This window comes from Mesorhizobium sp. P2_A8 (assembly GCF_056404935.1).
In genome coordinates, this window is the sequence record NZ_JBFUDB010000014.1 from 13,596 (window position 1) to 34,607 (window position 21,012).

Consider the following 21,012-nt stretch of genomic DNA (forward strand, 5'->3'; position numbering starts at 1 on the left):
GATTCGTGGCGCTTGATCCGTCTCGAAATCGGGGTTTTTTGCCTCGAAAATAGGCATTCCGCTGCGTTAATTTTGACGTAAACGGAAAGTTTTGGCCCCATTGTTGCCATAATGTAACAATGGGGCCCTGGAACCCCAAAACCTGCTTTTTTTGAGCCCTTTAGGCTGGCTTTTCTCCCGTTTTGAGGGCGACACACGCGCCAGAGGGTGTTTTTCGGCCTAACGGCAGCGGCTGCATTATATCGAAAATGCGCTTGGCAAACATGTACATGTACGCCCCATAAATTCGTTATTGCACCGTTAACCTGAATTGGTTCTAGCTGGCTGCACTCGAATTCGGGGAGGACATTCATGACTATTTTGCGACTGAAAGCACTGCTGGGGGCGGGGTGCTTTTCGCTGGCTTTGATCGGGACGGCGATGAACTCGGCGCATGCCGGCGGCATTGAGCGCGGCGGCTACGACATCGACCTGCTGTTTGATCCGGCACCTTTCGCTACGGAAGCCGAATCGACCTTCGTGATGCCGCAACGCAAACTCAAGAATGCCGTGGACACCGACCCAAGCGACGGCGATTTGACGTTCCTGGGCAGCACGGCAAAGGACAGCAAGAGCTACTGGGTGCCGCGCATCGGCGCCAAGGCGGAGCTCGTCAAAGGCGTCGACTGTATGTTCGACTATTCCCAGCCTTGGGGCGCGCACACGAATCCGGGTCTGTGGGCCGGTGCCGAGTCCAACATGGAAACCGACATCAAGAGCAACAACTACGCTGGCACCTGTTCCTACAAGATGGATGCCGGTAAAGGTCAGCTTCGCTTCATCGGTGGTGTCTACTACCAGGAAGTCTATGGCTTCAAGGAAGACCTTGTGTCGCCGCTCGTGCCGGGTTTCCAGGGAACCGGTCGTGTTGATCTCAAGGGCACTGGCTGGGGCTGGCGCGCCGGCCTTGCCTATGAAATCCCCGAGATCGCGCTGCGCGCCAGCCTCGTCTACAATTCGCGGGTCAAGCTCGACAATATCTCGGGCACGCTGGACCTGACGCATGTTGGCATGCCAGTGCTGCCGATCTATGGCTCAACGCAGTACATGCCGGACACGGTCGAACTGAAGTTGCAGTCAGGCATTGCGCCCGGCTGGCTCGCCTTCGGCTCGCTCAAGTGGGTCAACTGGAGCCTGCTGCAGAGTGTTCCGATTTGCGTCCAGGGCACTCCCTCTGCGCTATGCGTTACCGGTGATGCCCTGCATTCAGGCCAGATCACCTCGCTGGACCTGATGTATCGTGACGGCTGGACCGTCACCGGCGGCATCGGCCACAAGTTCAACGATGAGTGGAGTGCGGCTGGCCAGCTTTCCTGGGATCGCGGTACTTCGCACGGCTACGGCTCGCAGACCGATACCTGGACCGTGGGCGGCGGCGTCGCCTACACGCCCAAGCCCAACATCGAGGTTCGTCTGGCCGGCGCGATCGGCGTGCTGACCAGCGGCCACTCGGGAACGGTGGCTGGTGAGAACGGCTATGTGGCCGGCGAGGAAGTCAGCTACGACTTCGGCAACGATCTGGTCACGGCGATTTCGGGCGGCCTTAAGATCAAGTTCTAAGCCTCTGGAAAATCGAGTTAAAAGGCCGGGCAATGCCCGGCCTTTTTCGTTGAGCGGCTGTGGCCTGGGTGTCTGAGCATCCAAGCCGCGTTGCATATAAGCCGCACCGCTTTGGCCTCGTGCGATTGTGACGTTTTGGCAACACTTTCTGAACAACCCCTGCGCTAGAAGTCAGGCCAAGGAAATTGCCCATTTCCCGCCATAAACCCGGCGCACCTCGATCTTGTCTCGGGACACGCGCCAAAAGGCTCGGCGATGAGACAGGCCGCACCGCCCGCGGCAAGGAAGAGTATGGACGCCAAAGTCATTTCCAAGGCCAAGCTCCCGAGCCGCCATGTGACCGTCGGTCCGGCGCGTGCGCCGCACCGTTCCTATCTCTATGCCATGGGTTTGTCGGCGGCCGAGATCGCGCAGCCGCTGGTCGGCGTCGCATCCTGCTGGAACGAAGCGGCTCCCTGCAACATCTCGCTGATGCGCCAGGCGCAGGTGGTCAAGAAGGGCGTCGCGGCCGCCAGCGGCACGCCGCGCGAATTCTGCACCATCACCGTGACAGACGGCATCGCCATGGGCCACCAGGGCATGAAGTCGTCGCTGGTGTCGCGCGAGGTCATCGCCGATTCAGTCGAGCTCACCATGCGCGGCCATTGCTACGATGCGCTGGTTGGGCTGGCCGGCTGCGACAAGTCGCTGCCCGGCATGATGATGGCCATGGTGCGTCTCAACGTGCCGTCGATCTTCATCTATGGCGGGTCGATCCTGCCAGGCAGCTATCGCGGCAGGCAGATCACCGTACAGGATGTGTTCGAGGCGGTCGGCCAGCATTCGGTCGGCACGATCGGTGATGCCGAGCTGCTTGAAATCGAGCAGGCCGCCTGTCCGTCGGCCGGCTCGTGCGGCGCCCAGTTCACCGCCAACACAATGGCAACCGTTGCCGAGGCCATCGGCCTGGCACTGCCCTATTCCTGTGGCGCGCCGGCGCCTTACGAGATGCGCGACCGTTTCAATTTCGCCTCGGGCGAAAAGATCATGGAACTGATCGCGAAAAACATCCGGCCGCGCGACATCATCACGCTGAAGGCGCTGGAAAATGCGGCGACCGTGGTTTCGGCCACCGGCGGCTCGACCAACGCAGCACTTCACCTGCCGGCGATCGCGCATGAGGCCGGCATCAAGTTCGACCTGTTCGACGTGGCGAAAATCTTCGAGAAGACGCCTTACATCGCCGACCTCAAGCCGGGCGGCAAATATGTTGCCAAGGACATGTTCGAGGCCGGCGGCATTCCGCTGCTGATGAAGACGCTGCTCGACCACGGCTATCTGCATGGCGACTGCCTGACGGTGACTGGCCGCACTTTGGCCGAAAACATGCAGCACGTTGCCTGGAATGAACACCAGGATGTGGTCCGCCCGGCCAACAGACCCATTACTCAAACCGGCGGTGTCGTGGGGTTGAAGGGAAACCTTGCCCCCGAAGGCGCGATCGTCAAGGTCGCCGGCATGTCGGAGCTGAAGTTCTCCGGCCCGGCGCGCTGCTTCGATTCGGAAGAGGAATGTTTCGAGGCGGTGACACATCGCAACTACAGGGAAGGCGAGGTTCTCGTCATCCGTTACGAGGGTCCGCGCGGCGGCCCAGGCATGCGCGAAATGCTGTCGACGACGGCAGCCCTCTACGGCCAGGGCATGGGCGGCAAGGTGGCGTTGATCACCGACGGCCGCTTCTCGGGCGCGACGCGCGGCTTCTGCATCGGCCATGTCGGGCCTGAGGCAGCCGTGGGCGGCCCGATCGGGCTGCTCAGGGATGGCGACGTGATTTCGATCGACGCGGTGAACGGCACGATCGAGGTGGCGTTGTCGGACAGCGAACTGGCGGCGAGGGCAAAGACATGGAAGGCGCGCACGACCGACTATCAGTCGGGCGCGATATGGAAATATGCACAGACGGTTGGGCCGGCGCGCGATGGCGCGGTCACCCATCCGGGCGGTGCGAAAGAAACACACTGTTATGCGGACATCTGAGTTGTTGAGGTCGTCTGTCTTTTCGGCACTGGTCGTGTTCGCCACTTTTGGCGCGACCTTTGGCGCCGTGGGCCAGGCTATGGCCTTCGACGACAAGGTGTTCGACGACAAGACGGGCGTGAAGCCGCAATCCAGCCCATGGGCGGTGTTCCAGTTCGGCTTCTCCGCCTACAAGAACGGCCACAAGGAACAGGCCGCCGAGGCCTATAAATACGCCGCCGAAAACGGCCAGATCGGCGCCACGTGGAAGCTTGCCCGCATGTATGCCGAGGGCGATGGCGTGGCGCGCGATGACTACGAGGCGTTCAAGTTCTTCTCCGAGATCGTCGACCAGGATGTCGAGCCCGGCTCGCCCGAGGAAAGCTACGTCTCCGACGCGCTGGTGGCGCTGGGCGATTATCTGCGCAAGGGCATTCCCGGCAGCCCGGTCACCGAGAACGAGGTGGCGGCCCAGGAATATTACATGCGCGCCGCCGCCAACTACCGCAATCCGAACGCGCAGTTCGAGATGGGTCAGATGTTCCTGAAGGGCGAGGGCGGCGTGAAGGCCAGCGTCAAGCAGGCCGGGCGCTGGTTCCAGCTTGCCGCCGAGAAGGGCCATGCCGGCGCGCAGGCGACGCTGGGCCATTTGTTGTTCCAGAGTGGCAAGATCGTTCGCGGCCTGGCGATGATGACCGCCGCGCTGGAGCGCGCTTCGCCGGCCGATCAGCCGTGGATCCGCGGCATGCAGGAAGAGGCATTTGCCACCGCCGGCGAAGCCGACCGCCGCACCGCGATCTCGCTGGCTGACGACATCCTCACCAAGGGCGGCAACGCAGACCAGTAGTCTCGCGGCCGCGCCGGCCTCACCAACAGCATTCGATTTCGATGTTGATCAGTTCTCGGTCGGTTCCGTCGGCACCATGCTGGGGGCCGGCGTCGAAATCGGCGTCACATGCAGATGCGGCGCCATCGTATTTGCGGGGCAGCTATCCCCGACCTTCGTCCACGACGTGTTGTTGAGCACCATGTCGCAGCGGGCCAGATGGCTCTGGTCGGCAATCGTCAGGCAGGCGACCTGGCCGACCTGGTAGGATTTTCCGTTGGCCAGGCATTCCTGATCGGCGAGGGCCGCTGCAGGAGCGGCCATGGCAAATGCCAAGCCGATCGGACAAAGAGCAATACGAATGGTCATGGGAACCCCGGCCGCCATGATGATCTCCCATCATGCGCCGGAATGTGGCTATATGAGGTCCAGCGCCGGCGGGTCCGGGGTCAGGAGGTGGCTCTCCCTCAGACAGGCTGGAGCGCGAGATCGATCGCCACCGGCACGTGATCGGACGGCTTTTCCCAGGCGCGCACATGCTTTTCGATCGAGGCGGAAGAAAACCGGTTGGCGGCTTCCGGGGACAGCAGCAGATGGTCGATGCGGATGCCGTTGTTCTTCTGCCAGGCGCCGGCCTGATAGTCCCAGAACGTGTAGGTGTCTGACACGTCGGTGACCGCGCGCACCGCCTCGGTGAAACCAAGATTGAGCAGCCGGCGGAAGGCTTGCCGCGTCTGCGGCTGGAACAGTGCGTCGCCCAGCCAGTTTTCCGGAAACCGTGCGTCGATCGGCTCGGGAATGACGTTGTAGTCGCCGGCCAGAACCAGGGCCTCTTCCAGCCTCAATCGTTCCTGCGCCCAGCGCTCCAGCCGCGCCATCCAGGACAGCTTGAAGGGGAACTTCTTCTCGTCATCGATCGGGTTGCCGTTCGGCAGATAGAGCGAGACGACGCGCAGCGCGCCCTTGTCGGTCGAGAAAACGCCTTCGATGAAACGCGCCTGCTCGTCGGCATCGTCGCCGGGCAGGCCGCGATTGACCTCGTCGAAGCGCAGTTTCGACAGGATGGCGACACCGTTGAAGCCTTTCTGGCCGTGGGTTTCGACATTGTAGCCAAGCGCCTCGATCTCGGCGCGCGGAAACTGGTCGTCGACCGTCTTGATCTCCTGCAGGCAGACGATGTCGGGCGAGCTCTCGGTCAGCCAATGGGTGAGGTTCCCGATGCGTGCGCGCACGCCGTTGATGTTCCAGGTGACGATTTTCATGACAGTCTCATTGTTCTTGCGGCGGGTGGCGTTCGACCAGGCCGATCGTATTGCCAGCCGGGTCCTTTAGGAAGGCCATCCATTCGCTTTCCCCCGCCGGACCGAACTGGCCTTCGGTGTCACGATGGACGAGCGTCGGCGGCGCGGTGAAGGGGACGCCTGCGGCTTTTGCCTCGGCGTGGAAATCGTCGAGGCCCGATATGTCGAGATAGACGGTTCCGGCCGGTATGCCGTCGGTGAACAACAGCCGCACATCGCCAGCCATGATGAAAGCGATGCCCGGCGGATCGAAGCGCGCATGCACGTTCATGCCGAGCACATCGCGCCAGAAGGCCAGCGTGGCGTCAAGGTTGCGCCCGGCCGACAACGCGATCTGACGGACCGCGCCGATTGCAGGCATTTCTATATGGAAAAGCTCGTGCCGCAGCCGCAGGAGGCGACGGCATTCGGGTTCCTGATCTGGAACGACTGGCCCATCAGGTCGTCGACGAAATCGATCACCGAGCCGCCCATATAGACCAGCGACAGATCGTCGATCAGCACCGTGGCGCCATCCTTCTCGATGGCGACGTCATCGTCGTTGCGCGTGTCGACCAGGTCGAACTTGTAGGAAAAGCCGGAGCAACCGCCGCCTTCGACCGAAACGCGCAGCGCCGTCTTGCCGGCTTCGCCAGAGACAATCTTGGCGATCCGCCTGGCGGCGGCCTCGGTCATGTCGACTTTCATGGCAGTCTTGGCATCCGCGCCCATGGGCGTCACCTTGCTTTCGGTTTCACATGATAGGTATGAAGCGCGAGCGGCCAAGTCAACCTAGTCAACTGCGGCATCGATCATGACCAACGAGTTGGGCGACATCGGATTCGGCTATCGGCCACGCGCGGCCTATGCCTGCGATCCGGCAAAGTCGCGCGGGCGGCTTTTCGACGAGGTCGAGAGCCCGACCCGCACGCCATTCCAGCGCGATCGTGACCGCATCATTCATTCGACGGCGTTCCGGCGGCTCAAACACAAGACGCAGGTCTTCATCGCGCACGAAGGCGATCATTATCGCACCCGCCTGACCCATTCGATCGAAGTGGCGCAGATCGCGCGTGCGCTGGCGCGAGCGTTGCGCGGCGACGAGGATCTCGCCGAGGCGGTGGCGCTGGTGCATGATTTCGGCCACACGCCCTTCGGCCATACGGGCGAGGACGCGCTGAACGAGAAGATGGCCGCCTGGGGCGGCTTCGACCACAATGCGCAATCACTGCGCATCGTGACAAGGCTGGAGGCGCGCTATGCCGAGTTCGACGGGCTCAACCTGACCTGGGAAACGCTCGAAGGCCTGGTCAAGCACAATGGACCGCTGACGGACGCCAACGGAAAGGGTCTGAAAGGGCCGGTGCCGCAGGCGATCCGTGATTATTCCGAGCTGCACGACCTCGAGCTGGCCCGGTTTGCCGGCATCGAGGCGCAATGCGCGGCGATTGCCGACGATATCGCCTACAACACGCATGACATCGACGACGGGCTGAGGGCAGGGCTGCTGACGCTGGACATGCTGGAGACTGTTTCGCTGCCGGGAACGATCCTGAAGGGCGTGCGCGCACGCTATCCGGCGCTCGACGACGTGCGCACCGGCCATGAACTGATGCGGCGCCAGATCACCGCGATGGTCGAGGATGTCATTGTTTCCACCACTGCCAATCTGGAGCGGATCAGGCCGCGGAGCGCCGACGCGGTGAGGTCGGCCGGGGAGACGATGGTGACTTTTTCGACTGAAATGGCTGCCTTCGAGAAAGAGCTGAAGGCCTTTCTCTACAAGCATCTCTACCGGCACGAGGAGGTGATGCGGGTGCGCGCCGACGCCGAGCAGATCGTCAGAGACCTGTTCGATGCCTATTTCGCCGATCCGCGCGCCATGCCGGACGGCTGGCGCGAAGGGCTGGATCGGGCCGACGATCGCATCAAGGCGCGCAGCGTGACCGACTTCCTGGCCGGCATGACCGATACCTACGCGCTCAAGGAACATCGGCGCTTGTTTGACCGCACTCCGGATTTGAGCTAGGGCGGGCTCGATTTTGCCGGCCAACAAGCCGGATTCGCTACAAAGCCGCCAGAGTCAGTCCCCAGAGTCACACAAATGAACATCTTCGCCGATTTCACCGCGCGAATCATAAAAGCCGTCGAAGCGCTTGATTTGAAAGACAATGATGGCGTTTCGCCGGACCTGTCGCGCATTGCCGTCGAACCGCCGCGCGACGCCAGCCATGGCGACCTGGCGACCAATGCGGCGATGGTGCTGGCCAAGCCGACCGGCCAGAATCCGCGTGCGCTGGCCGAAAGACTGGCGCAAGCGCTGCGTGAGGACAAGGACGTTGCCGCCACCGAGGTTGCCGGTCCCGGTTTCGTCAATCTCAGGCTCAAGGATGGATTCTGGCAGGCGCATCTGACCGCGCTGCTTGGCGAAGGCCGCAACTATGGCCGTTCGACGGTTGGCGGCGGCAGGAAAACCAATGTCGAATATGTCTCGGCCAACCCGACGGGCCCGATGCATGTCGGCCATTGCCGGGGCGCCGTGGTTGGCGATGCGCTTGCCAACTTGATGGCCTTCGCCGGCTACGACGTGACCAAGGAATACGTCATCAACGACGCCGGCTCGCAGATCGACGTGCTCGGCCGTTCGGTCGTGCTGCGCTACCGCGAGGCGCTTGGCGAGGATATCGGCGAGATTCCGGCCGGGCTCTATCCCGGCGATTACCTGGTCCCTGTCGGCGAGGCGCTGGCCAGGGAGTTCGGCCGCTCGCTGCTGCAGATGCCGGAAGACGAGGCCCTGGCCATCGTCAAGGACCGCACCATCGATGCGATGATGGCGATGATCCGCGAGGATCTGGCGATGCTCAACGTGCATCACAACGTGTTCTTCTCGGAACGCACGCTGCACGCCGACAATGCGAAGAAGATCCGCTCGGCGATCAACGACCTGACGCTGAAGGGTCATATCTACAAGGGCAAGCTGCCGCCACCCAAGGGCGAGAAGCCAGACGACTGGGAGGATCGCGAGCAGACGCTGTTCCGCTCGACCGCCGTCGGCGACGACATGGACCGGGCGCTGGTCAAGTCGGATGGTTCGTTCACCTATTTCGCCGCCGACGTCGCCTATCTCAAGGACAAGATCGATCGCGGTTTCGTCGACCTGATCTACGTGCTCGGCGCCGACCATGGCGGCTATGTCAAGCGGCTGGAGGCCTTGGCGCGCGCGATTGCCGGCGATAAGGTGAAACTTACCGTGCTGCTTTGCCAGTTGGTGAAGCTGTTTCGCGAGGGTGAACCTGTGCGCATGTCAAAGCGGTCGGGCGATTTCGTGACGCTGCGCGAAGTGGTGGAGGAAGTCGGCCGAGACGCGATCCGCTTCATGATGCTCTATCGCAAGAACGATGCGCCGCTCGACTTCGACTTCGCCAAGGTGACCGAGCAGTCCAAGGACAACCCGGTGTTCTATGTGCAGTATGCCTCGGCGCGCTGCCATTCGGTGTTCAGGCAGGCCAGCGAGCAGCTGGGCGAGGCCAATTTCGATCGCAACAGCCTGGCGTCCGCGGGTGCTTTGCTGACTGACGAGGGCGAGATCGGCCTGATCCGCAAGCTTGCCGAATACCCGCGCCTGATCGAGTCGGCGGCCCTTGCGCTCGAGCCGCATAGGCTGGCATTTTACCTCTATGACCTGGCTTCCAGTTTCCACGGACACTGGAACCGTGGCACAGATAATCCGGACTTACGTTTTGTTAAGGTTAACGACCGACAATTGACGCATGCCAGACTAGGGCTGGTGCAGGCTGTTTCGGACGTTCTCACGTCCGGCCTGACGTTGATCGGAGCCGCTGCGCCCACCGAAATGCGTTAGGTTTGACTAAAAAACCTGTCACCTTTTGCCCACATTGCGCTGGTAAGGGCCAACCCTACGCGACGTCCATGGCGTCCGAATGAGTGCGAGTTCGGGAACAATAATGGCAGACAGAACCCAGCTGAGAGTAGCCGACAACAACGACATCGCTGACGATGATCCGTTCGCGGAGCTGACCAGGATCATGGGATTCGACCCGCGCCAGCCGGTCAAGCCGCAAGCGCCTGTCCCGCCGAAGGCACCCGTCGCCGATCAGTCGGCGCAGGAGAGTGATTTCGATATTGACCTCGAGAAGGAACTGATGGGCGAGTTCGGCGCTGACGACAGCGACGCTGCTCCGGTTGCCGAGGCTCATGAGCCGACGTCCGAAACGACTGATGCCGGCGCGGCGGACAACGGCCTTGCGGTGTCGTTCGACGACGATTTCCATCTGGACATTGCGGATGTCGACGACCACGCAGCCGTCGCCAGCCATGCAGATGTCGCCGGCCATGCGGATTTGGGCGCTGCCGAAACCGCACCAGCCGTCGAGCCGGCTTTCGGTTCTGATTTCGACAATGCCGTTGCCAGTTCGCTCGAAGATGTTTCGCCCTTCGAAGACGATCAGCCGATGGAGGATGAGCTTGCCGCGTCGCTCGATCAGGACTTCCGGACTGACGAGGAAGCCGACGAGGTCCAGCACGCCGCGGCCATTGCCGACGCGCCTGCTTCGGTCGAGCCGGCCGCCGATCCTGAATTCAACGATGCGGTTTCGATCTCGCTCGAAGACGAGCTGATGCTCGACGACCATTGGGCGGCGGAACAGTCCTCCACCGCTGCAGATCCGGTCGAATATTCTGTGCCGGCGCAAGCGGCTGCGCCTGACGTCGAGGCGATCTCCACCGAGCATTTTGCCGGTGATCTCGACGACGCCATGGCTGATGTCGACATGGATTTTGACAGTCGCGCGGATGAGCCGGTCGCATTCGATGAGCCGGAAGCGCACGAGCGGGAAGCGGATGAGCCGGAAGCGCATGATGTGCTCGCCGATGCAGTGGACGCGAAGGGCGAGATTTCCAGCCCTGAAGGCGCGTCGGATGACGGGTTTGACCTGGACTTCGGCGACACGTTTGCCGAGACGGCCGAGGAACCGATCCCAGAGGTTGCAGCCGCTACGGTCCAACCGGCGGCGCCAGCTGCCTTTGTGGCCGAGCCGGTGCACGCCCCGATCGCGGATGAACGAAGCCTGGAAGACGAGTTGAATGCGCTGCTGGGTGCCATGACCACGCGCGGGGTGCCGCTGGCCAGGGAGCCCGTCACGGCTCAGCCGGCTGTCGCCGCCCAGCCGCCGGTCGCCGCAGTTGCAAAGACCACCGAGGAGCCGGCCGATATTGTTGGCGACCTCGAATGGAGTCTCGACGAACACGCGCCTGAGGAACAGCATCGCCTTGATGTTGCCCAAGCAGCCGATCCCGATCTCGACGATCAGCAGCTCGATGACCTTCAGGATCTGGATCTGGGCGCGGATGTCTCCGCGCAAGGTGATGTCGATTTCGACAATGATGCGTTCGACGCCGCTTTGGCCAAGAGCTTGGATGATTCCGCCGCTTCCCGGCACGATCAGGGCGGGTCCCCCGATTGGCTGGCAGAGCGTTCGACGTCGCCGGAGCCAACCCGCTCGTGGAGCCGCGTGACGCCGGTTCCGCAGCAACCGGCATTCAGCGCTCAGCCGACCGCTTCGATAGCACTAGGGGCCGCGGCGCCGGCAGTCACCGCAGCGCCGTCCTACCGTTCGACCGAGCCGGCCGAGACCGTCGCCTATGCAGCCCCTGTATCCGAGCCGCAGCCGCGACAGTCCGCTCGCTACGAAGACGTGCCCGATGTCGAGACAGTCGACGTGCCCGAGCGTGTCGTGGCGCTGGCGGACGATCTCGACATTCCGGAACTGCACTTCGAGGAAGACGAGCCGGCGGCGCCTGGCTATGACGATCTCGACGCGGAATTCTCCAGCCTTCTCACCGAGATGAATTCAGTGGAGGTCGCTCCTGCTCCGGCAAGCAGCGCCTCTTATAGCGATGAATCCTACAATGCCGGGTTCAATCCTGGCCATGAGGAACCCAAGCCGGCCTATGACGCGGTCAAGCCGGGCTATGACGGGGTCAAGCCGGGCTATGACGCGGTCAAGCCGGGCTATCAGCCGGAAGCACGGACCTACACGGCGCGGCCGATGGAAGCGTCCGCCCGCGCGACAGCATCGGGCGCCTATGCCGATGCCGCTGAATTCGACCTCGATAGTTTGCCTGGCAGCCAGCCGGTTTCACAGGCGGACGATTTCACTGTCGACGACCTGGACTACGATCCCGACCTGGACGAGGCGATGGCTGTTCCGGGTCTCGGAGAGCGGGCGGCCGCGAAGCCTTCGCGCGGACGTGGCCTGTTCATTGCCGCCATTGTCGGCGCGGTGGCGGTCGCTGGCGGCCTCGGTGCCTTTGCGCTGTCTTTCGGCGGCAAGGGCGGCAGCGAAGCACCGGTAATCGTCAAGGCCGACAACGCACCGATCAAGGTCAAGCCGGAAAATCCGGGCGGCACGGTGGTGCCGAACCAGGACAACAAGGTCTACGACGCGGTGGTCAAGGGGACGAAGCCCGCCGAACCGGTCCAGGAAAAACTGCTCACCAACACCGAAGAGCCGGTGGATGTGCAGGCGAAGGATCCTGCCCGCGCCATCGATCTTTCGACTGACCAGGATGCCGCGGCAGCTGGAGAGGACGGCAACGCCGCGGCGACCGCCAGCGCGGCGCCCGCCGACGCCGCGGCGCCGGCGCCGAAATCCGAGGATCGCATCGCGCAGGTGCTGCAGGAAGCCGACAAGGGCACCAACGCCGATGTCGTCGCCGTCGCGCCGCGCAAGGTGAGGACCATGGTGGTTAAATCAGATGGTTCGCTGGTGCCGCGTGAGGACCCGGCGCCCGCGGCACCGCAAGTGGCGGCCGCTGAACCGTCCGACCCTGCGCCGCAGCATGTTGCTCCGGCGGCCCAGGCCGACGCGGACCAGACCGGCACCGTGGCGCCGGCCACCGCCCAGGCGGACGATGAGCCGGCCCTCAAGCCGGCAGCGACAGCCAAGCCCAAGGCAGAGGCCAAAGCGCAGTCGGCCAACACGCCGGCCAAGGTTCCAGTCGCGCCGCAGCGCCCGTCCGACCAGCCGGTGGATGTCGTCGGTGAGGTCAAGCCCGACCAGGTTGCATCCATCGATCCGGCTTCGACCGCGGTCGGTGGTGGTTCGTGGTCGATGCAGATCGCTTCGCAGCCGACGGTCGAAAGCGCCAAGTCGACCTACCAGGATCTGCAGCGCCGCTACGGCAGCGTGCTTTCCGGCCGCACCGCCAACATCGTCAAGGCGGAGATCGCCGGCAAGGGTACGTTCTACCGTGTGCGCGTGCCAGCACAGTCGCGTAACGACGCGATCAACCTGTGCACCAGCTACAAGGCTGCCGGCGGCAACTGCTTCGTCTCGCGCTAGCAGCCGACCCAACCAATCAAAGCCGGCGCTGTCCCAGACAGCGCCGGCTTTTTCATGTGGAAGAGATATGTCTTCAACAGCATGCGACCGGGGGCGATTCCCTTTAATCGCGCGAAGCCCTAAACTCCCGGCATGACCGAATCAAAATCCATGATCCTCGGCTGTGCCGGGAAATCGCTCACTCGCGAAGAAATCAATTTCTATCGCAATGAATGCCCGTGGGCGTTCATCCTGTTTGCGCGCAACATTGGCGAGACCGAGCAGATCCGCGATCTGGTCGCCGAGATGCGCGACTGCATCGGGCGTCCGGACGCGCTGGTGTTCATCGACCAGGAAGGCGGCCGGGTGCAGCGCCTGCGCCCGCCACTGGCGCCGAATTATCCGGCCGGCGGCGCGCTCGGCGCGCTATGGCGCGACGACCATGACGCCGGCGCGCGCGCGGCGTGGCTGATGGCGCGGCTGCATGCCTTCGACCTGCTGCGCTACGGCATCACGGCGGATTGCCTGCCGGTGCTCGACGTGCCGATCGAAGGCGCCAGCGACGTCATCGGCGCGCGCGCCTATGGCAAGGATCCGCGACCGGTGATCGAACTCGGGAGCGCTGCAGCCGAAGGGCTGATGTCGGGCGGTGTGCTGCCTGTCATGAAGCACATTCCGGGCCACGGGCGCGCCTTTGCCGACACGCATTTCGAATTGCCGACGGTGGACGCATCGCTCAGCGATCTGCAACGGCATGATTTTGCCCCGTTCCGGGAGCTCAACCATCTGCCGATGGCGATGACGGCGCATGTCGTCTACAGCGCCATCGACCCGAAGAACCCGGCGACCACCTCCGGCAAGGTCATCGACGAGATCATCCGGCGTGAAATCGGCTTCGATGGGCTGCTGATGAGCGACGACACCTCGATGAAGGCACTTTCTGGGGATTTCCCGACAAAGGCGGCCTCGATCCTTGCGGCGGGCTGCGATCTGGTCCTTCACTGCAACGGCGTTTTCGAGGAGATGGCCGGCATCGCATCGCGGACCACGGGGCTTGAAGGCAAGTCGCTGGAGCGCGCCAAGCGGGCGCTGACCTATATCAGGAAAAGCGACGCGGCTGAAGAAACCGAGATACGTGCAGAATTCGCCACCTATTTCGATGCGGTGGCCTGACAAAGGAAGCGAGAGGACGTGGCGGAAACATTGGAAAGCAAGGCCGCGAAGGCCGCACCGATGGACCGTCTGTGGGCCGAGAACGACGATTCGCGTGTCACCGGCGATCCGTCGCTGGTCGTCGACGTGGCCGGCTTCGAAGGTCCGCTCGATCTGCTGCTGCATCTTGCCCGCACCCAGAAGGTCGATCTGGCGCGGATCTCGATCCTGGCGCTGGTCGAGCAATATCTGACCTTTGTCGAGACGGCGAGGGCGCTCAGGCTCGAGCTTGCTGCCGACTATCTGGTGATGGCGGCGTGGCTGGCCTTCCTCAAGTCAAAGCTTCTGATCCCCAAGCAGCCGGGCGACGAGGGCGAAAGCGGCGAGGAGCTGGCGGCGGTGCTGCAGTTCCGGCTGAAGCGGCTGGAGGCCATGCGCGACGCCTCGGCGCGCCTGGTCAACCGCAACCGGCTCGGCCGCGACGTGTTCGCGCGCGGCATGCCGGAAATGGTCATCGTCGAAAAGCGCAACGCCTATTCGGCGTCGCTCTACGATCTTTTGACCGCCTATGCGCAGCAGCGGCAGAAGCAGGCGATCAACAATGTGACGATCGCCAGGCGTGGTGTCTGGTCGCTCAAGGATGCGCGCGACATCCTGACCCGCCTTGTTGGGTCGCTTCGCGACTGGGCGACGCTGGAAAGTTTTCTGATCGAATACATGACCAGCCCCGAGGAGCGGCGCACGGCGATCGCGAGCTCGTTCGCGGCCACGCTGGAACTGGTGCGTGAAGGCAGCATGGACATGCGGCAGGACGAAGTGTTCGCGCCGATCTACCTGCGCGGTCGCGCGCAGGCAATCAAGGCAGTCGAGGTGGCATCATGAGCGAACGCGCCAACGCTTCGGTTATCCCGTTCAAAGTCGACGACGAACCGGAAGGGGAGCTGTTTTCCCAGGAACTGGGCGAGCAGGTCCAGAACCCGGCCGAGCGGCTGCATATGGCGGAAGCCGTGCGCATGGCCGAGGCGATCGTGTTCGCCAGCGCCGAACCTGTTAGCGAAAAGCAGCTTGCGGCACGTCTGCCCGACGGCATCAACATTGCCGCGGCGATGGCCGACCTGCAGCAGATCTATGCGCGGCGCGGCGTCAATCTGGTCCGCGTCGGCGATGCCTGGGCGTTCCGTACCGCCGGCGACCTGGCTTTCCTGATGAGCCGCGACACGGTGCAGCAGCGCAAGCTGTCGCGTGCGGCGCTTGAGGTGCTGGCAATCATCGCCTATCACCAGCCGGTGACGCGCGCCGAGATCGAGGACATCAGAGGCGTCGAAACCTCGAAGGGCACGCTCGACACGCTGCTGGAAACAGAATGGGTGCGCATGCGCGGCCGGCGCAAAACGCCCGGACGCCCCGTTACCTATGGCACGACCGAGACCTTCCTCGACCATTTCGCGCTGGAGGAGATCCGCGACCTTCCGGGCATGGAGGAACTGAAGGGTGCCGGACTGCTTTCCGGCCGTATGCCGTCGAATTTTTCCATTCCGCAGCCGCCGTCCGATCCCGATGCGCTGACCGACGACGAGGATGCGCTGACCGATATCGATCTCGAGGAACTCGGCCTGCTGACGCCGCGCGTCACGGAAGATTGACTGGCAATGGCGGCCATTCTGTCGAGGATGCGCGGATTCGTAGCGGGCCATCACGCCGAAAATGCGTGACATCCGCCACCCTTTCATAAACTCTGTCGCAGTTGTGTTTGAATCCCAACGCGAAAACGCATAGATCATCGCCAGGGAAAACATTCGAGAGAGATTTGCTATGGGTTCATTTTCGATTTGGCACTGGATGATCGTGCTGGTGATCGTGCTGCTGGTGTTCGGCCGCGGCAAGATTCCCGAGCTGATGGGCGACATGGCCAAAGGCATCAAGAGCTTCAAGAAGGGCATGGCTGACGACGACGTTGCCGAAGACAAGCGCACCGTCGAACATCGTGCCGACGAGACCGTTTCGGCCGCGAAGGAAAAAGCCAGCAAGAGCTGAGCCAAAAAGGTTCTAGTCGGAACAGAGTGCCATGTTTGAAGTCGGCTGGACCGAAATGCTGGTCATCGCGATCGTCATGATCGTGGTCGTCGGGCCCAAGGATTTGCCCAATATGCTGCGCACCTTTGGGCGCACGACGGCGAAGCTGCGCGCCATGGCGGCCGATTTCCAGAAACAGTTCAACGAGGCGCTGAAGGAAGCCGAGCTCGACGACGTCAAGAAATCGGTCGACGAGCTCAGGGGCCTCAGTCCGATGGCCGAGATCAAGAAGCAGCTCAATCCATTCGAACAGGCGGCAGCCGACGTGCGCTCCGGCGTCGACGCGGTGATGAAGCCGAAGCCGGCCGATGATCCTGCAACGCCTGCCGCTTCGACGCTGCAGGCGGCCGAACCGTTGAAAAACGGGGCAACCACCATGCCTGGCGTCAACGGGCCGGACGCCGCACCAGCAGCGCCGATTTTCCCGGCAATGACTGATGAATCGGTGCTGACGGCGTCGGTGCCGACGGAACCAGTTGTGGCGGCGAAGAAAGTGGCCAAGGCTGCGCCGGCGAAGGCCACGCCGGCCGCAAAAGCGCCTGCCAAGGCGTCGGCAAATGGCGCAAAGGCTGCCGCGCCGGCGAAAGCGGCGATCGTGAAGACTACGCCCGTATCCAAGGCGCCCGCGAAGGTGGTGCCGGCGGCAAAGCCTGAAACGACCAAAGCCGCGAAGCCGGCCGCAGCCAAGGCGGTTGCGACCAAGACGATGGCGACCAAGACGGGGCCGAAAGCCGAACCGAAGCCTGCCGCGGCGAAGAAGCCGGCGGCCAAAAAGACGGCGGGAGCCGCCAAGTGAGCGTTTCGGACAAGGAAAAAGACGAGATCGAGAAATCGTCGGCGCCGCTGATGGAGCATCTGATCGAGCTGCGCCGGCGGCTGATCTGGTCGCTAGGCGGCTTCTTCGTCGCCTTCCTGGTGTGTTTCTTCTTCGCCAAGAAGCTGTTCAACCTTTTGGTCGTCCCGTTCAAATGGGCGACGAAGTGGGCAGGGCTTGATCCGCACAAGGTCGAGCTGATCTACACCGCGCCACAGGAATTCTTCTTCACCCAGGTCAAGCTCGCCATGTTCGGCGGCATGGTCATCGCCTTTCCGCTGATCGCCACGCAGATCTACAAGTTCATTGCGCCTGGCCTCTACAAGAACGAACGCAATGCCTTCCTGCCGTTCCTGATCGCATCGCCCGTCCTGTTCCTGATGGGCGCCTCGCTGGTCTATTTCTTCTTCACGCCGATGGTGATGTGGTTCTTCCTGGCCATGCAGCAGGCCGGCACCGACGATCAGGTGCAGATTTCGCTGCTGCCGAAAGTGTCGGAATATCTCAGCCTGATCATGACGCTGATCTTCTCCTTCGGCCTTGTGTTCCAGCTGCCGGTGGTGACCAGCCTGATGACGCGGGTCGGCATGCTGTCGTCCAAGGCGCTGGCCGAGAAGCGCAAATGGGCGATCGTCATTGCCTTCGTCGTGGCCGCAGTGCTGACGCCACCTGATCCGATGAGCCAGATCGGCTTGGCCATTCCGACCATCCTTCTCTACGAGGTCTCCATCTGGGCCGCCCGACTGATCGAGCGCGATCAGGAAAAGCAGCGGGTGGCGCGCGAGAAGCAGGACGCGGCGGAAGAGGTGGCCGAAAAGCCAGCGGACGTGTCCTCCACATAGCTATTGCGCGGCGCCCCGTCGGGGGCGGCGGGCCTGGAATCATTGCTTTGTGACGGCAACTATGCTATGGATTTGGGTATGGTGCTGATTTGCGCCAGCGACCCGCCGCAGAGGCGGGTTTTTTGTTTCAGGCTCTCGCCATCCCCGGTCGAAAGCGCGCCAAAGCAAGCTCGAGCCCTGGCTTCACCACGCCCGATCTTGCATCGATCAAAGATGCGGTTTACGCCCTCTGGCCTGAAACGCGTCGAGAAAATCGACGATGTGTTTCAGACATTATTCTTGAGCGTATCGTAGCGCAAAAACCGCCATGCGCTTTTGGGCGACATGCCATCGCAGGAGCTTCCAGACCATGCTTGACATCAAGTGGATTCGCGACAACCCGAAGGCCCTTGCCGAGGCGCTGATCAAGCGCTCGTGGTCGGCCGACGATGCGCAGTCCACGGTCGACGGTCTGATCACCAGCGACGAGGCGCGGCGCGAACACGTCACCGAGCTGCAGACCAAGCAGGAGCGCCGCAACGCCGCCTCGAAAGAGATCGGCAACGCCATGCGCTCGGGCGATGCAGCGCTTGCCGAAAGGCTGAAAGCCGAAGTCGGCGAGATCAAGACCTTCATCCAGAATGGCGAGGCGCGTGAACGCGACCTCGACAAGGCGCTGAACGACGCGCTGGCAGTGCTGCCCAACGTGCCGTTCGACGATGTGCCGGTCGGCAAGGACGAGCACGACAATGTCGTCAAGCACATCGTCGGCAAGGTGCCGACGCGCCCGAACTGGGTGAAGGAGCATTTCGAGATCGGCGAAGCGCTCGGCATGATGGACTTCGAGCGCGCGGCAAAGCTGTCGGGCTCGCGCTTCACCGTACTGAAAAGCGGCCTGGCGCGGATGGAGCGTGCGCTCGGCCAGTTCATGCTCGACCTGCACACGACCGAGCATGGTTATGAGGAAGTCATCCCGCCGCTGATGGTCAAGGACGACGTTCTTTTCGGCACCAACCAACTGCCGAAGTTCGAGGAGGATCTGTTTTTCACGCCCCATGGCGACGGGCGACTCGGGCTCATCCCCACCGCCGAGGTGCCGCTCACCAACCTGGTGCGCGAAGAGATCACCGCACATGAAAAGCTGCCGCTGCGCTATACCGCGCTGACGCCGTGCTTCCGGTCGGAAGCAGGCTCGGCCGGGCGCGACACGCGCGGCATGCTGCGCCAGCACCAGTTCTACAAGGTCGAGCTGGTGTCGATCACCGACCAGGAATCGTCGCTCGCCGAGCACGAGCGGATGACGCAATGCGCCGAGGAAGTGCTGAAGCGGCTCGGCCTGCCGTTCCGCACCATGACGCTGTGCACCGGCGACATGGGCTTTGGCGCGCGCAAGACCTATGACATCGAGGTCTGGCTGCCGGGCCAGAACGCCTATCGCGAGATCTCGTCCTGTTCGGTCTGCGGCGACTTCCAGGCACGGCGCATGGACGCCCGCTACAAGGACAAGGACGGCAAGGGCAACCGCTTCGTCCACACGCTCAACGGCTCGGGCACCGCGGTTGGCCGCGCGCTCATAGCCGTTATCGAAAACTACCAGAACGAGGATGGCAGCGTAACCATTCCTGAAGTGCTGCGGCCTTACATGGGCGGTCTGGAAAAGATCGAATCGAAATAATGCGGATTCTCCTGACCAACGATGACGGCATTCATGCCGAGGGCCTGGCGGTGCTCGAACGCGTCGCGCGGACGCTGTCCGACGATGTCTGGGTGGTGGCGCCGGAGCAGGACCAGTCCGGCTACGCGCATTCGCTGTCGATCTCGGAGCCGCTGCGGCTGCGCAAGATCGGCGAGAAGCATTTTGCCGTGCGCGGCACGCCGACCGATTGCGTTATCATGGGCGTCAAGAAGATCCTGCCGGGCGCGCCCGACCTGATCCTGTCAGGCATCAATTCCGGCGCCAACATCGCCGACGACGTCACCTATTCGGGAACCGTCGCCGGCGCCATGGAAGGCGCGCTGCTCGGCATCCGCTCGATCGCGCTCAGCCAGGGCTACAGCTATGTCGGCGAGGATCGCGTCGTTCCCTATGAGACGACAGAGGCGCTGGCACCTGCTTTGCTGAAGAAGCTTGTCGCCACGCCGCTGCCGGACGGCGTGCTGCTCAACGTCAATTTTCCCAACTGCCTTCCCGAAGAAGTCGCCGGCACGGTGGTCACCTCGCAAGGCAAGCTCGTGCACAGCCTGTGGGTCGACGAGCGCCGCGACGGGCGCGGCCTGCCTTACTACTGGCTGCGCTTCGGCCGCGAGCCGGTCGAAGGCAAGCAAGGCACCGACCTCCATGCCTTGCGCAACAGGCTTGTGTCGGTGACGCCATTGCAACTCGACCTCACCGCGCATGAAATCCGTGACCAACTGAGCAAGGCGCTTGCATGAACCAGGGCCTCCCAATCGATGACCGCGAAGGTTTTGCCGCCTTTCTGCTGCGCTTGCGCGGCAGGGGGACGGTGCCGAAGGCGCTGATCGCCGCGTTCGAGGCGACGCCTCGGCGCGGTTTCCTCGGCGCCCAGTTCCATCAGATCGCCTGGTCGGACCGCATGCTGCCCATCGAATGCGGCGAGGCGATCGAGGGTGCCGACTTGCAGGCGGCGGTGATCGCGGCACTCGCCATCGAGCAGGGCAATCGCGTGCTCGAGATCGGCACCGGCTCCGGCTATACGGCGGCGGTGATGTCGCGGCTGGCGGCGCGGATCGTCACCGCCGATCGCTACAAGACGCTTGTCGAGCAGGCCAGGCAGCGTTTCGAGGCGCTCGGCATCGGCAATGTCATCGTGCGCCAAGCTGATGGTTCTGGCGGGCTGCCGAACGAAGCGCCGTTCGATCGCATCGTCGCCTGGGCTGCCTTCGACAGCTTGCCGCGCTTCCTGCTCGACCAGTTGTCGAGCGGCGGCATCGTCATCGCTCCGATCGGACCCGAAGAGGGCGAGCAGGTGCTGGCCAAGCTGACCAAGGTCGGCAGCCGTTTTGAACGCGAGGACATTGGCCTGGTGCGCCTGCAGCCGATCCTGCGCAGCCTCGCCGCCGTCATTTAGTCCGCCCCCTAATATTTTAA

General features: G+C 63.0%; 19 protein-coding genes. 15 read left to right on the forward strand and 4 right to left on the reverse strand.

Going from position 1 to position 21,012, the window contains the following annotated elements; all coding sequences use genetic code 11:
- Nucleotides 1-351: 351 nt before the first annotated feature.
- From AC1D10_RS32945 to AC1D10_RS32955, 3 genes are all read left to right on the forward strand, one after another.
- Nucleotides 352-1,599 carry an outer membrane protein transport protein gene (locus AC1D10_RS32945; protein WP_477279107.1) on the forward strand — a complete coding sequence of 416 codons (1,248 nt, stop codon included), beginning with the start codon at nucleotides 352-354 and terminating at the stop codon, nucleotides 1,597-1,599.
- A gap of 291 nt (nucleotides 1,600-1,890) precedes the next feature.
- Nucleotides 1,891-3,615, forward strand: a complete 1,725-nt coding sequence (gene ilvD / locus AC1D10_RS32950) for a dihydroxy-acid dehydratase (protein ID WP_477279109.1) — start codon at nucleotides 1,891-1,893, stop codon at nucleotides 3,613-3,615.
- Nucleotides 3,602-4,441 (forward strand): tetratricopeptide repeat protein, encoded by an 840-nt coding sequence (locus AC1D10_RS32955; RefSeq protein WP_111547387.1) that lies wholly within the window; start codon nucleotides 3,602-3,604, stop codon nucleotides 4,439-4,441. Before ilvD ends, AC1D10_RS32955 begins: the two co-directional genes overlap by 14 nt.
- A 48-nt stretch (nucleotides 4,442-4,489) precedes the next feature.
- Here AC1D10_RS32955 and AC1D10_RS32960 read toward each other — a convergent pair whose 3' ends face one another.
- From AC1D10_RS32960 to erpA, 4 genes are all read right to left on the reverse strand, one after another.
- Entirely contained in the window at nucleotides 4,490-4,807 is a 318-nt protein-coding gene (locus AC1D10_RS32960; RefSeq protein WP_477279111.1) for a hypothetical protein, read from the reverse strand.
- A gap of 80 nt (nucleotides 4,808-4,887) precedes the next feature.
- Nucleotides 4,888-5,682 carry an exodeoxyribonuclease III gene (xth, locus tag AC1D10_RS32965; protein ID WP_477279113.1) on the reverse strand — a complete coding sequence of 265 codons (795 nt, stop codon included), beginning with the start codon at nucleotides 5,680-5,682 and terminating at the stop codon, nucleotides 4,888-4,890.
- A gap of 7 nt (nucleotides 5,683-5,689) precedes the next feature.
- A complete protein-coding gene (locus AC1D10_RS32970) occupies nucleotides 5,690-6,082 on the reverse strand; it encodes a VOC family protein (RefSeq protein ID WP_477279115.1) in 393 nt (130 codons plus the stop codon).
- Between the two features lie 2 nt (nucleotides 6,083-6,084).
- Complete coding sequence (erpA, locus tag AC1D10_RS32975; protein ID WP_027024881.1) at nucleotides 6,085-6,432, reverse strand: iron-sulfur cluster insertion protein ErpA; 348 nt, start codon at nucleotides 6,430-6,432, stop codon at nucleotides 6,085-6,087.
- Between the two features lie 82 nt (nucleotides 6,433-6,514).
- Here erpA and AC1D10_RS32980 point away from each other — a divergent pair, with 82 nt between their 5' ends.
- The 12 genes from AC1D10_RS32980 to AC1D10_RS33035 all read left to right on the forward strand — a co-directional run bounded on the left by AC1D10_RS32980 (nucleotide 6,515) and on the right by AC1D10_RS33035 (nucleotide 20,992).
- The gene (locus tag AC1D10_RS32980) at nucleotides 6,515-7,729 is read left to right on the forward strand and encodes a deoxyguanosinetriphosphate triphosphohydrolase (RefSeq protein WP_477279117.1); all 1,215 of its coding nucleotides are present in this window, start codon (nucleotides 6,515-6,517) and stop codon (nucleotides 7,727-7,729) included.
- A gap of 75 nt (nucleotides 7,730-7,804) precedes the next feature.
- A complete protein-coding gene (gene argS, locus AC1D10_RS32985; RefSeq protein WP_477279119.1) occupies nucleotides 7,805-9,562 on the forward strand; it encodes an arginine--tRNA ligase in 1,758 nt (585 codons plus the stop codon).
- A gap of 103 nt (nucleotides 9,563-9,665) precedes the next feature.
- On the forward strand, nucleotides 9,666-13,064 hold the full coding sequence (locus AC1D10_RS32990) for an SPOR domain-containing protein (protein ID WP_477279121.1): 3,399 nt from the start codon (nucleotides 9,666-9,668) through the stop codon (nucleotides 13,062-13,064).
- Nucleotides 13,065-13,196: 132 nt separating this feature from the next.
- The gene (gene nagZ / locus AC1D10_RS32995; protein WP_477279123.1) at nucleotides 13,197-14,216 is read left to right on the forward strand and encodes a beta-N-acetylhexosaminidase; all 1,020 of its coding nucleotides are present in this window, start codon (nucleotides 13,197-13,199) and stop codon (nucleotides 14,214-14,216) included.
- 60 nt (nucleotides 14,217-14,276) lie between these two features.
- Nucleotides 14,277-15,077: a segregation and condensation protein A gene (locus tag AC1D10_RS33000; protein ID WP_477279295.1), complete on the forward strand. Its 801-nt coding sequence runs from the start codon at nucleotides 14,277-14,279 to the stop codon at nucleotides 15,075-15,077.
- The gene (gene scpB, locus AC1D10_RS33005; RefSeq protein ID WP_477279125.1) at nucleotides 15,074-15,838 is read left to right on the forward strand and encodes an SMC-Scp complex subunit ScpB; all 765 of its coding nucleotides are present in this window, start codon (nucleotides 15,074-15,076) and stop codon (nucleotides 15,836-15,838) included. Before AC1D10_RS33000 ends, scpB begins: the two co-directional genes overlap by 4 nt.
- Nucleotides 15,839-16,007: 169 nt before the next feature.
- Entirely contained in the window at nucleotides 16,008-16,229 is a 222-nt protein-coding gene (locus tag AC1D10_RS33010) for a twin-arginine translocase TatA/TatE family subunit (RefSeq protein WP_095087696.1), read from the forward strand.
- Nucleotides 16,230-16,260: 31 nt separating this feature from the next.
- Nucleotides 16,261-17,064 carry a Sec-independent protein translocase protein TatB gene (tatB, locus tag AC1D10_RS33015; RefSeq protein WP_477279127.1) on the forward strand — a complete coding sequence of 268 codons (804 nt, stop codon included), beginning with the start codon at nucleotides 16,261-16,263 and terminating at the stop codon, nucleotides 17,062-17,064.
- A complete protein-coding gene (gene tatC / locus AC1D10_RS33020; RefSeq protein WP_477279129.1) occupies nucleotides 17,061-17,924 on the forward strand; it encodes a twin-arginine translocase subunit TatC in 864 nt (287 codons plus the stop codon). Before tatB ends, tatC begins: the two co-directional genes overlap by 4 nt.
- A gap of 349 nt (nucleotides 17,925-18,273) precedes the next feature.
- Nucleotides 18,274-19,578: a serine--tRNA ligase gene (gene serS, locus AC1D10_RS33025; RefSeq protein ID WP_477279131.1), complete on the forward strand. Its 1,305-nt coding sequence runs from the start codon at nucleotides 18,274-18,276 to the stop codon at nucleotides 19,576-19,578.
- Nucleotides 19,578-20,336, forward strand: a complete 759-nt coding sequence (gene surE, locus AC1D10_RS33030) for a 5'/3'-nucleotidase SurE (RefSeq protein WP_477279133.1) — start codon at nucleotides 19,578-19,580, stop codon at nucleotides 20,334-20,336. Before serS ends, surE begins: the two co-directional genes overlap by 1 nt.
- Entirely contained in the window at nucleotides 20,333-20,992 is a 660-nt protein-coding gene (locus tag AC1D10_RS33035) for a protein-L-isoaspartate(D-aspartate) O-methyltransferase (protein ID WP_477279135.1), read from the forward strand. The genes surE and AC1D10_RS33035 overlap by 4 nt, the downstream gene beginning before the upstream one ends.
- The last annotated feature ends 20 nt before the right edge of the window (nucleotides 20,993-21,012 follow it).